The sequence below is a fragment of the Streptomyces sp. NPDC002845 genome (genome assembly GCF_053591955.1).
The window spans coordinates 44,963-58,665 of sequence record NZ_JBSFUU010000064.1 but is presented as its reverse complement, the minus strand read 5'-3'; the positions used below and the strand labels follow the sequence as shown (position 1 = coordinate 58,665).

General features: G+C 70.5%; 12 protein-coding genes and 1 tRNA gene. 10 read left to right on the top strand and 3 right to left on the bottom strand.

All coding sequences use genetic code 11. The features are described from left to right. Positions 1 to 79: 79 nt before the first annotated feature. Positions 80 to 625 carry an SDR family oxidoreductase gene (locus ACWD3C_RS34900; protein WP_451150281.1) on the bottom strand — a complete coding sequence of 182 codons (546 nt, stop codon included), beginning with the start codon at positions 623 to 625 and terminating at the stop codon, positions 80 to 82. On the opposite strand from ACWD3C_RS34900, the gene ACWD3C_RS34895 reads away from it, so the two are divergent. Continuing rightward, on the top strand, positions 516 to 1,136 hold the full coding sequence (locus ACWD3C_RS34895; RefSeq protein ID WP_451150267.1) for an MmyB family transcriptional regulator: 621 nt from the start codon (positions 516 to 518) through the stop codon (positions 1,134 to 1,136). The genes ACWD3C_RS34900 and ACWD3C_RS34895 overlap by 110 nt on opposite strands. A gap of 476 nt (positions 1,137 to 1,612) precedes the next feature. On the opposite strand, the gene ACWD3C_RS34890 is transcribed toward ACWD3C_RS34895, so the two are convergent. Continuing rightward, entirely contained in the window at positions 1,613 to 2,065 is a 453-nt protein-coding gene (locus ACWD3C_RS34890; RefSeq protein ID WP_451150265.1) for an ATP-binding protein, read from the bottom strand. A gap of 312 nt (positions 2,066 to 2,377) precedes the next feature. Between ACWD3C_RS34890 and ACWD3C_RS34885 the strand changes: the two genes are divergently transcribed. The 9 genes from ACWD3C_RS34885 (at position 2,378) to ACWD3C_RS34845 (ending at position 13,038) form a co-directional block, all read left to right on the top strand. Further along, positions 2,378 to 3,223, top strand: a complete 846-nt coding sequence (locus ACWD3C_RS34885; protein WP_451150263.1) for a hypothetical protein — start codon at positions 2,378 to 2,380, stop codon at positions 3,221 to 3,223. A gap of 293 nt (positions 3,224 to 3,516) precedes the next feature. After that, positions 3,517 to 4,266, top strand: coding sequence for a YcnI family copper-binding membrane protein (locus tag ACWD3C_RS34880; protein WP_451150261.1), 750 nt, complete (start codon positions 3,517 to 3,519; stop codon positions 4,264 to 4,266). 121 nt (positions 4,267 to 4,387) lie between these two features. Further along, positions 4,388 to 5,062, top strand: coding sequence for an SCO family protein (locus ACWD3C_RS34875; RefSeq protein WP_451150259.1), 675 nt, complete (start codon positions 4,388 to 4,390; stop codon positions 5,060 to 5,062). Beyond that, positions 5,059 to 5,520, top strand: a complete 462-nt coding sequence (locus tag ACWD3C_RS34870; protein ID WP_451150257.1) for a copper chaperone PCu(A)C — start codon at positions 5,059 to 5,061, stop codon at positions 5,518 to 5,520. The genes ACWD3C_RS34875 and ACWD3C_RS34870 overlap by 4 nt, the downstream gene beginning before the upstream one ends. Positions 5,521 to 5,580: 60 nt before the next feature. Then, the gene (locus tag ACWD3C_RS34865) at positions 5,581 to 7,884 is read left to right on the top strand and encodes a copper resistance CopC/CopD family protein (protein WP_451150279.1); all 2,304 of its coding nucleotides are present in this window, start codon (positions 5,581 to 5,583) and stop codon (positions 7,882 to 7,884) included. Between the two features lie 23 nt (positions 7,885 to 7,907). After that, a complete protein-coding gene (gene efeB, locus ACWD3C_RS34860) occupies positions 7,908 to 9,275 on the top strand; it encodes an iron uptake transporter deferrochelatase/peroxidase subunit (RefSeq protein ID WP_451150277.1) in 1,368 nt (455 codons plus the stop codon). Positions 9,276 to 9,440: 165 nt separating this feature from the next. Further along, positions 9,441 to 10,379, top strand: coding sequence for a prephenate dehydratase (gene pheA / locus ACWD3C_RS34855; RefSeq protein WP_451150256.1), 939 nt, complete (start codon positions 9,441 to 9,443; stop codon positions 10,377 to 10,379). 563 nt (positions 10,380 to 10,942) lie between these two features. Further along, positions 10,943 to 12,220, top strand: coding sequence for a serine--tRNA ligase (gene serS, locus ACWD3C_RS34850; protein WP_451150254.1), 1,278 nt, complete (start codon positions 10,943 to 10,945; stop codon positions 12,218 to 12,220). After that, positions 12,217 to 13,038, top strand: a complete 822-nt coding sequence (locus ACWD3C_RS34845) for an HAD family hydrolase (protein WP_451150253.1) — start codon at positions 12,217 to 12,219, stop codon at positions 13,036 to 13,038. Before serS ends, ACWD3C_RS34845 begins: the two co-directional genes overlap by 4 nt. Before the next feature lie 475 nt (positions 13,039 to 13,513). Here the strand turns inward: ACWD3C_RS34845 and ACWD3C_RS34840 are convergent. Continuing rightward, positions 13,514 to 13,598: transfer RNA gene (locus ACWD3C_RS34840), tRNA-Ser, on the bottom strand. Positions 13,599 to 13,703 lie beyond the last annotated feature (105 nt).

Sequence of the window (13,703 nt, the reverse complement as noted above, 5' to 3'; positions counted from 1 at the left end):
TGGCGCCGCCGGCACCAAGCCATCGCGACAGCCTGCCACCAGCAACGACACCGCCATCACGACCAGCTGTGATCAAGAACTACAGCTGCCGTGGCAGAGCCGCGATGAAACCGACGGTCCGCGCGATGTCCTGCGGCGTCAGCCACTCCATCGTCTCCTTGGACCCGTCCAGCCACTGAAGGACGCCCTCGTCGGTGAAGTGGCTCTGCAGTTCGGTACCGACGATGCCCGGCTCGACGGCCGACACTCGTACGTTCTTCCCGCCCAGCTCCGCGCGCAGGTGGCGGGAGAGGTGGGTGACGTACGCCTTGGTGGCGGAGTACACGGCGAAGTTCGGGAAGATGTTCTGCGCCGCGATCGACGAAGTGTTGATCAGATCGGCCACGCCCCGTTCCCGGGCGGCCTCGACCAGCTGAGGCGTGAACACTCCGACGACGTTCATCAGGCCGGTGATGTTGAGGTCGATCTGGCGCTGCCACTGGTCGGCGGCCAGCTCCTCGACAGGGGTGGGCGGCATGACACCCGCGTTGTTGAACAGCAGGTCGACACCCCCCAGTTCGGCTGCCACCCGGTCGGCCGCCGCCCGCGTCGCCGCGACATCGGTCACGTCGGCGGCGATCGCCAGGGAACTGCCGCCCTTCTTCTCGATCGGCCTCCAAGCGCCTCGCCGCGCAGTCCTGACCGCCTTCGACGCCCTCCCCGCACCACACCGCAACCCGGCCCGCTACTACCTCCTGGACCCCCAGGCCCGTGACCGCGTCGGCGACTGGGAACGGATCGCCGCGGAAACCGTCGCGATACTCCGCCTCGCAGCCGGCCGCTACTCCCACGACCGCCGACTTGCCGATCTCGTCGGAGAACTCACTTTGCGCTCACCCGAGTTCGCCACCTGGTGGAACGACCACCGCGTCCTGCGCCGCACCCACGGCGCCAAGCACTACCACCATCCCCTTCATCCCCTTGTCGGCGACCTCCACTTCTCCTACGAGTCCTTCCAAGCCCCCGGCGACACCGACCAGACCCTGTGCGTCTACAACGTCGAACCCGGCTCCGCCACCGCCCAGGCCCTACGGCTCCTCGACAGCTGGACCGACCCCCAGCAGGACACGCCGACCGCACCACCGCCTGTGCGCTGACATCACAGAGCGGACCGTTTCACCAGATCAGAGCCCTGATCCCCCGCCCTGAGCACTCACCACCAGCGCTACACCGCCCCAGCGGCGCGTCCTCTCTCCAACTGATTGTTCTCCAACTGACTGCCCGGTGTGCCTGTTTATGACGGTTTCACCGTCCCTCGCTCACCGGCAATGCGCTGACTCGAACCGTCCCAGGTGTTCGCCGCCGGCAAGGAGGGGTGCAGGGTCTGAGAGTTGGTGTGGCGGCGGGGGCGGCACATGCCGGATGCGGTCGGAAAGGACGTGGGCGTAAGCCGGATCATCCCGCCCACGCCCCTCGACGAGCAGCAGCGGGACCACACCTCGTCGCGAAGGTCACCGAGGCGGTCCAGGAAGCCCTCGGTGTCGAGGAGGGCGTCATCTCCATCGCCGCACGGGCTTCGGACCCACTCCGCGGCTCGGATCGCCGATCCCGCACCTCGGTCCGCGCCGCAGCGCTACACCGCCATCAGCGGCGCGTCCTCCCGCCACTTGAGGATCTTGTCGAAGCTCACCACAGCCCCGCTCCGCCCCGGTTTGTTGCCGATGTGCACGTGATCGGCGAGTTCCTGGATGAGGCCGAGCCCGCGGCCGTGTTCGTCCTCCATGCGGGCCGGGCGGATCGGGGTGTGGGCGCAGGCCGGGGGGAAGCCCGGGCCGGAGTCGGCCACTTCGATGCGGCACTTCTCGCCGTCGAGGTAGGCGGTGACCCGGTACGCCTCGGAGGGGCCCGCCGCGGTGTTCCCGCCGTGCTCGACGGCGTTGGCGCAGGCCTCGCTGAGGGCGACGGAGAGGTCGTAGCAGACGTCCGGGTCCACGCCCGCGGTCTCCATCGTGCCGAGCAGCAGGCGCCGGGCGAGCGGCACACTGGCGGCGTCACGACGCAGATGGAGTGACCACCAGATGCTCATGCTCCAGCCTCCCGGCCGCGGCTCGACATACCGTTACGTATTGCCCTGAGTGCAGGTGTGTAAGCACCTCGATCGCGTGATGCCGCCCATACGGCGGATGCACGGACGACGGAAACCGGTGTATGGGGACGCGTTTCGCCGGGACAGCCGCCCATTCCACCGCCACAGAAGGTGACTTTTCGGAACGGTCACCACCCCTGCCTGGCCCGCCTCCACGGCGCCCGGCTGAACGCACGCCCCTCTTCTTTCCGTACGTCCCCTTGTGGACCTGCCGTATGGGACGGACAAGGCCAGTGCGATGATGGGCCCGCCATGACTGCCCCCCACCAGCGCACGGCGCGCTCCGGAGGCGAGCTCCGGGTTCTGCGGGCCGCGGTGTTCGCCGCGGTCTGCGTCGTGCTGGCCGGGGCAGGTCACACGCTCGCTTCCTGCGACTCGATTCCGCTGTGGAGCCTGGGCGCCGGATTCCTCGCCGTGTTCGCCGTCGTGACCCCGCTCGCCGGGCGGGTGCGCGCGCTACCGGGCATCGTGGCGCTTCTGGCGCTGGGCCAGACCGTGCTGCACACGGTGTTCGGGCTCGGCCAGCACGGGACCGAGACTTCCCACACCGCCGCTTCCGCCGCCGCCAACGCCTCTGCGGCGATGGACGCAGCGCTGGTGGAGCGGGCCGCCCGGCTCGTGTGCGGGGTCGCCGCCGCGGCGATCAGCCCTGCGCAGGCCCAGCGGATCCTCGCGGACGCGCGGCTCGACGTGGGGCTCGACGGAGGGCTCCACACGCCCGCCGCGCACGAGTCCGCGGACGCCGTGTCGACGGCCGCGGGCTCCTCGGCGTCCGTCCTGCCGTCCCTGCCCATGCTGCTCGGCCACGTCCTCGCGGCCGTCGCCGCCGGGTGGGTGCTGCGCCGCGGGGACCTGGCGCTGCTGCGCCTCGTACGACTCTCCGCGGAGGCGACCCTCGTACGGTCCCTGCGCGGGGCGCTCGCGCTGGTGCGCGCCCTGCGCACGGGGCTCCCGGGTACGCCGGATACGGCGCCGCGCGCCCCGCGCACGGCGCATCCGGCGCCCCGCGCCCTCCGTACCACCGCACTCCAGCACACGGTGATCCGACGCGGCCCTCCCTCCGCCGCCGCGCTCGACGCGTTCACCCTCGCCGCCTGACGCGCCACCCGGGTTCCGCCTGAGGGGTGCCGTCGTGCGGCACGCGCGCGTGCCGGTCGTTTTCGACGTCCCCAGGGGCATCGTTTGTGATCGCCCTCCCCAGGAGGCGCTTTTTCACAGCCCCACGGCCCCACGGCCCCACGGCCCCACGGCCCCACGGCCCGAAGACTCCCAGCACCCGAAGACTCCCGAAGGCACCGCAGCGCACGCGCGTCCCTCTTCCGCACCGGACCCACCGGACCCACCGGGTTCGGTTCACCGGATCCAAAGCTCACCGTGGAGTGTCACCAGCCATGAAGGTTTCCCGTATCGCCGCCGTCGGCACCATCGCCGCCTCGGCCGTTCTCGTCCTGTCCTCCCCCACGTTCGCGCACGTCACCGTGGTGCCCGAGGGCGAGGCCGCCCAGGGCTCGTACGCGGTCATCGACTTCAGGGTCCCGAACGAGCGCGACAACGCCTCGACCACCAAGCTCGAAATCAACTTCCCGGCCGACCAGCCGCTCGCCTCGGTGATGCCGCAGCCCGTCGACGGCTGGACCACGAAGGTCACCAAGTCCAAGCTCGACGAGCCGATCGACCTGCACGGCCGAAAGATCGACGAGGCCGTCACCAAGGTCACCTGGACCGCCACCGGCAAGGGCGTCGAGCCGGGCTTCTTCCAGAAGTTCCCGGTCTCGGTCGGCCCGCTGCCCGAGGACACCGACGAGATGGTGTTCAAGGCGCTCCAGACGTACTCCAACGACGAGGTAGTGCGCTGGATCGAGGAGCCGCAGGAGGGCGAGGAGGAGCCCGAGAGCCCGGCACCGGTGCTCACCCTGTCCGCCGCCTCCGAGGACGGCCACCACGGGTCCGGTTCCTCAAAGTCCGAGGACGCCGAGGCCACCGACGACGCCGAGGCCACCTCCGCCAACTCCACCACCGAGGCCGCCTCGGCCGACAGCAGCGACACCACCGCCCGCGTCCTGGGCGTCGTGGGCATCGTCGTCGGCGCCGCGGGTGTCGCCTACGGTGTGCTGGCCGGCCGTCGGCGCACCAACGCCTGACGCCCTCCCCTTCGGCTCACCCCTCGGCGCGCACGCGGGAGTCGTACGACGTCACCGTCGTCACGGCATCGGCATACGACCCCGGTGCGCGCCGGGACTCGAACATCTGGGACATTTTTCTATGCGCACGAACACGAAGAAGACGTACACCGCCGTCGCCCTGCTCGCCGCGGCCACTCTCACCCTGACCGCCTGCGGCAGCGGCGACGACACCGGCACACCCGTCGCCGAGGTGTCCGTCGAGGCGGGCACAGAGAAGGCGGCGACGGTTCTCGACAGGCCGTTCGAGAAGCCCGACCTCGTCCTTACGGACACGAACGGCGAGTCGTACGACTTCCGTGAGCAGACCAAGGGCAAGCCCACACTGATCTACTTCGGCTACACCAACTGCCCCGACATCTGCCCGCTGACGATGAACAACATCGCCGTCGCCAAGAAGGAGGTGTCCAAGGAGCTGCCGAAGTCGGAGCTGGCGGACCTGCGCATCGTCTTCGTCACCACCGACCCGGAGCGGGACACCCCGAAGGCACTCGGCGAGTGGCTCAAGGGCATCGACTCCGACATCGTCGGCCTGACCGGCGACTTCGACACGATCCAGGCGAGCGCCCGCACCCTCGGCATCACCATCGAGCCGCCCGTCGAGGACAAGAACGGCAAGGTCACGTCGGCGCACGGCACCCAGGTCATCGCGTTCTCGCCGAAGACCGACGGGGGCTATGTGCTGTACGGGGAGGACGCGACCGTGGAGGACTACGAGCAGGACCTGCCCAAACTCCTCAAGGGGGAGAACCCGTGAGGCGCCTCACCGGGCCCGCCCTGGTCGCGGTCGCCGCGCTGACGCTCGCGGGCTGCGGGGGCTCGGAGAATTCCGGCGCCTCCGAGGCCGGCCTGTCGGTGGCGTCGGCGTACATGCCGCAGCCCGTCTCGGACTCCTTGGCGGCCGGGTTCCTCGTCATCGAGAACAAGAGCGACACCGAGGACGAGCTCTCCTCCGTCACCAGCGACATCGCCGAGACGGTCACCGTGCACCGGACGGTCGGACAGTCGATGGAGGAGGCCAGGAACCTCGAAGTCCCCGCCGACGGCGAGCTCGTGTTCGAAAGTGGTGGCAACCACCTGATGTTCGAGAACCTGAAGCGCAAGCCGAAGGAAGGCGAGACGGTGTCCGTGGAGCTGCACTTCGCCAAGAGCGAGGCGATCACGGTTCGGATGCCGGTGAAGTCGGCGACGTACAACCCCAAGACCGGGCACTGAGGGAAGGGACCCCTGTTGACCCCGCTGACCCCGCTGACCGCCCCGATCCCGCGCGCATCTCTGCGACGCGCCGCCGCTCCCCGAGGGCGGCGTGTGCGGACGCTGCTGTTGTTGCTGCTCGCCGTTGCGGGCGCGCTGCTCGCCGGGACCGCACCGGCCTCCGCGCACGCCGCGCTGACCGGGAGCGACCCGCAGCAGGGGTCGGTGGTCGAGCAGGCCCCGGCCCAGGTGTCGCTCACCTTCTCCGAGAAGGTCGCGATGTCCGACGGCTCAGTGCGCGTGTTCGACCCCAAGGGCAAGCAGGTCGACACCGGCGAGACGTCCGAGCTGGGCGGCACCACGTACGCCGTGAAGCTCCACGCGGGCCTGCCCAACGGCACGTTCACCATCACCTACCAGGTGGTCTCGGCGGACGGCCACCCCGTCTCGGGCGCCTACACCTTCTCCGTGGGCGCGCCCTCCAAGACGACGTTCGCGGCGCCCGAGCAGACTGCGGGCGGCGGGGTCGTCGGCGTGCTCTACGGCTTCGCGCGCTACATGTCGTACGCCGGTTTCATCCTCCTGGTCGGCGGCGCGGCCTTCGTCCTGGCCTGCTGGCAGCGCGGTGCCGGGGTACGGCCGGTCCAGCGGCTGGTGGTGTCCGGCTGGCTCGCGCTGACCGCCGCCACGCTCTCGATGCTCCTGCTGCGTGGCTCGTACACCGGGTCCGGCAAGGTCGGTGACATCTTCGACCTCAGCCTGCTGGGAGACGTGCTCCAGACCAAGACGGGGGCCGCCCTGGTCTCCCGACTCCTGCTCCTCGCGGCGGCGGCCCTGTTCATCGCCGTGCTCTTCGGGGCGTACGCACGGCGGGACGAGCCTGATGAGTACGAGGAGGAGAAAGAGTACGAGGAAGAGGAAGAAGAGGAATACGAGGAGAAGGAATACGAAGGGGGGGAAGACACGGGGGAGGAAGACGCGGGGGAGAAAGACCCGGGGGACGACGAGCAGAGCGCCGAGAAACGGGACCTCGCCTTCGGGCTGGCGATCGGCGGGAGCGTGGTGGCGGCCGGGCTCGCCGCGAGCTGGGCCATGGCCGAGCACGCCTCGACCGGGATCCAGACGGGCATCGCGATGCCCGTCGACGTGGTGCACCTGCTGGCGGTCGCCGTGTGGCTGGGCGGGCTGGTGGCACTGCTCGTGGCGCTGTTCCGGGCGCCCGTGGACGCGCAGATCGACACGGCGGCCGTACGACGCTTCTCGCGCGTCGCGTTCGGCGGCGTGGTCGTACTGGCCGCGACCGGGATCTACCAGTCGTGGCGCCAGGTCGGCACCTGGTCCGCACTCACCGACACGTCGTACGGGCAGCTGCTGCTCGTGAAGATCGGGCTGGTGATCCTGCTCCTGGGCATCGGGTGGATCTCGCGCCGCTGGACCGCACAGCTGGCCGAGACGCCGGCAGCGGAGGCGGTGGCGGAGTCGGCGACGGTGGCCGAGCAACGCGCGGGCACGAAGGAACCGGCCGCTGCCCGGAAGGGCTCCACGGCGGCGGAGAAGGCGTCCGCGACCGTGGGGAAGGGGTCTGCGGCGGGGGCGGAGACGTCCGCGGCCGCCGGGAAGGGGGCTACGGCAACGGAGGAGGTATCCGCGAGCGTCGGGAGAGGCTCCACGGCGACGGAGGAAACATCCGCGACCGCCGGGAAGGGGTCCACGACCGTCGGGAAAGAATCCGCGGCCACGGAGGACACATCCGCGCCCGTGAGGAAAGGCTCCACGACCTCCGAGGAGGCGCCCGCAGGCGGTGGTGACGCCAAGCGCGCCGCGCAGCTCGCCCGGCAGCGGGCCGCCATGACCACCGCGCGCGCGAAGCGGCTCAGGGGCGCCGATCCGGGCCGTACGGGTCTGCGCCGGTCGGTGCTCGCCGAGGCGGGCGTGGCCGTCGTACTGCTGGCCGTCACGACGGCGCTGACGTCGGCCGAGCCGGGGCGCACGGTGGAGGAGGCCAAGGCGGCCACCGCGGCCGTGCAGGAGTCCGGGCAGGCCGGGGCGTTGTCCCTGGACATCTCGTTCGACACGGGCGGCGAGGACGGCCAGGGCGTCGTACGGGTCGACCTCGACCCCGCGCGGGTGGGCGCCAACGACATGCACGTCTACGTACAGCGGCCCAACGGCAGGGCCTTCGACATCCCCGAGATCAAGGTCGCCTTCACCCTGGAGGCGAAGGAGATCGGCCCGCTGCCCGTGGTCCCCGACCGCATCTCCACCGGGCACTGGTCGGCGAGCGGGGTCCAGATTCCGATGGCGGGCGACTGGGAGGTCGCGGTCACCGTACGCACGTCCGACATCGACCAGGTGACCGTCAACAAGAACGCGAAGATCGGCTGAACCACACCATGGCTGACCATTCCATGTCCGAGGTGCCGGGCGCTGTGCCCGAGGAGACCGGCGGGGGCACTGTGAAAAACACCTCCCCCAAGGCCACCGGTTCCCGAAACGCCCCTCCCAGGGATGCCGTTTCCGAAGACGCCTCCCCGAAGGGGACAGTGTTTTCGCGGCGGACGCTGCTCGGCACCGCCGGGGCGACCGGGCTCGTGCTGGGCGCGGCGGGCGGAGCCGCCGGGTACGCGGCCGCGCCCGCGCCCGAGAAGATCACACCGCTCACCTCGCTCGGCGCGGAGGAGCTGATGTTTCACGGGAAACATCAGCCCGGGATCACCGACGCGCTACAGGCCCGCGGCCACGTCGTCGCGTTCGACCTGGCGGCCGGCGCGGGCCGCAAGGAGGCCGCCGCCCTGCTGCGCCGCTGGTCGGAGACGGCCCGGCGGCTGATGGCGGGTGAAGCGGCCGCGCAGGACGACACGGACGTGGCCCGCGACGCCGGACCGTCGTCCCTCACGGTCACCTTCGGCTTCGGGTACAGCTTCTTCGCCCGTACGGGGCTGGAGAAGCAGCGCCCGGACGCCCTGGACCCCCTGCCCGACTTCTCCTCCGACCAGCTCGACAAGGCGCGCAGCGACGGCGACCTGTGGGTGCAGATCGGCGCCAACGACGCCCTCGTCGCCTTCCACGCCCTGCGCGCGATCCAGAAGGACGCGGGCGGCGCGGCGCGCGTGCGCTGGCAGATGAACGGCTTCAACCGCTCGCCGGGCGCCACCTCCCAGCCCATGACGGCCCGCAACCTGATGGGCCAGATCGACGGCACCCGCAACCCGAAGCCGACCGAGTCCGACTTCGACGAGCGGATCTTCGTACCGGAGTCGGCCGGGTCCGGCTCGTCCGACGACCCGGCGTGGATGGCGAACGGCTCCTACGCCGTCGTACGCCGCATCCGCATGCTCCTCGACGACTGGGAGAAGCTCTCGGTCAAGGACCAGGAGGGCGTCATCGGGCGCCGGAAGTCCGACGGGGCGCCGCTGAGCGGGGGCACCGAGACGACCGAGATGGACCTGGAGAAGACCGACACCGACGGCAGTCTCGTCGTCCCGATCAACGCGCACGCCCGCATCACCCGGCCCGACCAGAACGGCGGCGCCGCCATGCTCCGCCGCCCCTTCTCCTTCCACGACGGCATCGACGCGGACGGGGTGCCCGACGCGGGCCTGCTCTTCGTCTGCTGGCAGGCCGACCCACTGCGCGGCTTCGTCCCGGTCCAGCGCAAGCTCGACCGGGGCGACGCGCTGTCCACGTTCGTCCGGCACGAGGCGAGCGGGCTCTTCGCGGTGCCGGGCGGGGCGGCGGAGGGCGAGTACGTGGGGCAGCGGCTGTTGGAGGGGTGAGGGGCCGGGGGCTCTGGGCACCTGAGGGGTACAGAAGGCTCTGGGCACCTTGAGGGGTACCGAAGGCTCTGGGCCCTGAGGGATGCCGGAGGCCCGGGGCGCCCTCAGGGGTGGTGGAAGCAAGAAGCGTGCGCCGGGTTGTGCAAGGCCCATTAGGGTGAGGCCATGCCAGCCAGCTACGTGTACCTCGGTCCCGAGGGCACCTTCACCGAGGTCGCCCTGCGCACACTGCCGGAAACGGCGACCCGGGAACTCGTCCCGATGGTCTCCGTACCCGCCGCGCTCGACGCCGTCCGCAACGGCGAGGCCGAGGCCGCGTTCGTCCCGATCGAGAACTCGGTGGAGGGCGGCATCACGACCACCCTCGACGAGCTGGTCGCGGGCGTACCGCTGATGATCTACCGCGAGGTGCTCCTCTCGATCACGTTCGCACTGCTGGTCAGGCCCGGCACCAAGCTGTCGGACATCAAGACGGTCACCGCGCACCCGGCGGCCCAGCCACAGGTCCGCAACTGGATGAAGGCCAACCTGCCGCCGGACGTCGTCTGGGAGTCGGCGGCCTCGAACGCGGACGGCGCCCGGCTCGTCCAGGAGGGCCGGTACGACGCCGCCTTCGCGGGCGAGTTCGCGGCGGCGCGCTACGGCCTTGTGGCCCTGGAGACGGGGATCCACGACGCGGAGAACGCCCAGACCCGGTTCGTCCTGGTGGGCAGGCCCGCCCGGCCCGCGGCCCCGACCGGCGCGGACAAGACCTCCGTCGTCATCTGGCAGCGCGACGACCACCCCGGCGGGCTGCGCGACCTGCTCGGCGAGTTCGCCGTCCGTGGGGTCAACCTGATGCTGCTGCAGTCCCGGCCGACCGGAGAGGGCATCGGCAGCTACTGCTTCGCCATCGATGCCGAGGGCCACATCTCCGACCGGCGGGTGGCCGAGGCCCTGATGGGGCTGAAGCGGTCCTGCCTCCAGGTGCGGTTCCTCGGGTCGTACCCGCGCGCGGACGTGGTCGGGGCGGCGGGCGTCCGGGCCGCCGTGCCGGGGACGTCGGACGACGAGTTCGTGGCCGCCGCGGACTGGGTGGCGCGCTGCCAGGACGGCCGGTTCTAGGGCAAGCGTCCCACCTGTCCGGGGCGACCGTCCTACCTGCTGATTTTCTTTATCCACAGAAGTTATCCACAGGTGGGCTTCTCGACCTGGGGACAAGTCGACAACGCAGTGCCACCCTGTCGACAAATCACCCTCCGGGCCGGAAGCTCGTCCACAACCCCGTTGGTCACCCTTCGTCCACCCGTTTCCTTCCGGCAATCCCATGGAGCGACGCATTTCCACTCGAACGTGGGCGCAGAGGAGGTTTGGGGCGAGAATTTCCCGCCTCGCGCACGGCCCCCGAAACACTCACCCCCTGAATCCACAGACCCTTCGCACAGCCTGTGGATAACTCCCCGGAGTTGTGGATTCCTGTGGACAGCGGAACCCCAAGTCCCGTTCCCCACAAGGAAATCGAGTCAACTCCGGGCCGCGCTTCTGCTTCGTTCCGGGGAGTCGCACGGCCTTCATTGACCTGTGTCCGCACCCTCCACCGGGATCGAAATTTCACGCAAAACACCCCATAAGCCACGTACTGCAATTTCAAGTCGTGGGCCGGAACCGCACACCGGTAGCCTTGAGGGGTGATTGACCTTCGCCTGCTCCGTGAGGACCCCGACCGTGTGCGCGCGTCGCAGCGCGCCCGTGGAGAGGACGTCGCGCTCGTCGACGCCCTCCTGTCTGCCGACGAACGGCGCAGGTCCTCCGGCGTCCGCTTCGACGAGCTCCGCGCCGAGCAGAAGGCGCTCGGCAAGCTGATCCCCAAGGCCTCGGGCGACGAGAAGGCCGAGCTGCTGCAGAAGGCGGGCCGGCTCGCCACCGACGTCAAGGCGGCCGACGCCGAGCGGGACGAGGCCGCGGCCGAGACCCAGCAGCTCCTCCTCCAGCTCGGCAACCTCGTCCACCCCGACGTGCCCGTCGGCGGCGAGGAGGACTTCATCACGCTGGAGACGCACGGCGAGATCCGTGACTTCACGACCGAGGGCTTCGAGCCCAAGGACCACCTGGAGCTCGGCCAGATCCTCGGCGCGATCGACGTCGAGCGCGGCGCGAAGGTCTCCGGCTCGCGCTTCTACTTCCTCACCGGCGTCGGCGCCCTGCTCGAACTCGCCCTGGTGAACGCGGCGATGGCGCAGGCGACGGCGGCCGGCTTCACGCCGATGCTGACGCCCGCGCTGGTCCGCCCGCAGTCGATGGCCGGCACCGGCTTCCTCGGCCAGGCGTCGCAGGACGTCTACCACCTGGACAAGGACGACCTCTACCTGGTCGGCACGTCCGAGGTGGCGCTGGCCGCGTACCACAGCGACGAGATCATCGACGCCGACCGCCTCCCGCTGCGTTACGCGGGCTTCTCGCCCTGCTTCCGCCGCGAGGCCGGCTCGCACGGCAAGGACACACGGGGCATCTTCCGCGTCCACCAGTTCGACAAGGTCGAGATGTTCTCGTACGTCGTCCCGGAGGACTCGCAGGCCGAGCACCAGCGCCTCCTGGAGTGGGAGAAGCAGTGGCTGACCTCGCTGGAACTGCCGTTCCGCGTGATCGACGTGGCCACCGGCGACCTGGGCTCCTCGGCCTCCCGCAAGTTCGACTGCGAGGCGTGGATCCCGACGCAGGGCAAGTACCGCGAGCTGACCTCCACCTCGGACTGCACCGAGTACCAGTCGCGCCGCCTGCAGATCCGCCTCCGTGACGGCAAGACCGTACGGCCGCTGGCGACGCTGAACGGCACGCTGTGCGCCGTACCGCGCACGATCGTCGCGATCCTGGAGAACCACCAGCAGGCCGACGGTTCCGTGCGCGTGCCCGAGGTGCTGCGCCCGTACCTCGGCGGCCGGGAGATCCTGGAGCCGGTGGCCAAGTGAGCGACGCCGCTCCCGCCGGGGACTCCGTGGTGGGCTTCCCGTACCGACTGATCGCCACCGACCTCGACGGAACGCTCCTGCGCTCCGACGACTCGGTCTCGCAGCGCACCCGTGTGGCACTCGCCGCGGCGGGCGCCGCGCACATCGTCGTCACCGGCCGAGCCGTCCCGTGGACCCGGCACATCCTCGACGACCTCGGCTACCAGGGCCTCGCCGTCTGCGGCCAGGGCGCACAGGTGTACGACGCCGGGGAGCACCGGCTGCTGACCGCGATCACCCTGGACCGCCAGCTCGCCGGTGTGGCCCTGGCCAAGATCGAGGCGGAGGTCGGCCCACTGCTGCTGGCCGCGAGCCGCGCCGGCCTGGACGGCGAGGTGCTGGTCGGCCCCGGCTACGCGCTGCAGGGCGAACTCCCGACGACCCCGTTCACGGACGCCTCCGACCTGTGGGCCGCCCCGCTGAACAAGCTCTACATCCAGCACCCGACCCTGACCGACGACGAACTGGCGGATGCGGCCGCGCGGGTCGCGGGCGGTTTCGTCACCGTCACCATGGCCGGCGCGGGCATCGTCGAACTCCTCCCCCTCGGCCTCTCCAAGGCCACCGGCCTCTCCCTCGCGGCCCGCCGCCTGGGCATGAAGGCCACCGACACCATCGCCTTCGGCGACATGCCCAACGACATCCCCATGTTCACCTGGGCCTCCCACGGCGTCGCCATGGCCAACGCCCACGAGGACCTCAAAGCCACAGCCGACGAGGTCACGTCCTCGAACGACGAGGACGGCATCGCAGCGGTGTTGGAACGCCTGCTGAGCTAGCAGGTCGCGAAGTCCGCTGCGGTTGGGCAGCGCCCCGAAGGGGCGGGGCTGTGTACATATGCGGCTCCGCAGGGCGCGACCAGCCACGACGGCGCCGCAGACGAACGACAGCACATCGCGGCACTTCCAGCGGAGCGCTCAGCGGCCGCAACCCGACTTACACCGCTACCCCCGGCCTACACAGCCGCAGTCCGGCTTAAGCGCTCCGGCTTACGCAACCACGGCCCGACCCACACAGCCTCAATCAGGCTTACACAGCTGCAGTCCGGCCCACGCGGCCGCAACCCGGCTCGCACAGCCGCGGCCCGGCCTTACACAGCTGCGGGCAGTCGTGCCGCTGGGGCGGCACGGGTGGGCGCAGCGGCACCCCGTAAGTGCCGGGCTGCGCAACTCACCGCTTCAGCACAGGGTGCCTCTTGGATGGAGGAAGCGGCAACAGACCAGACACCCGCCCAGCCACAGCGGCAGCGTCTCGCGGAGGATGCGCGAATCGAACGCGCGCGGGGACGACCCCGACCACGGCTTAGCAAGCCGGTGCCTTACCACTCGGCCAATCCTCCGGGAGGGCGGCCCACGCGAGGCACGGCGCGTCGCGTGCTCGAAGCGGCCGCCCCGGGCAACTCCCGTGCAGGGTGGGCTCGACGGAGGGGTGATTACTCCGGAAC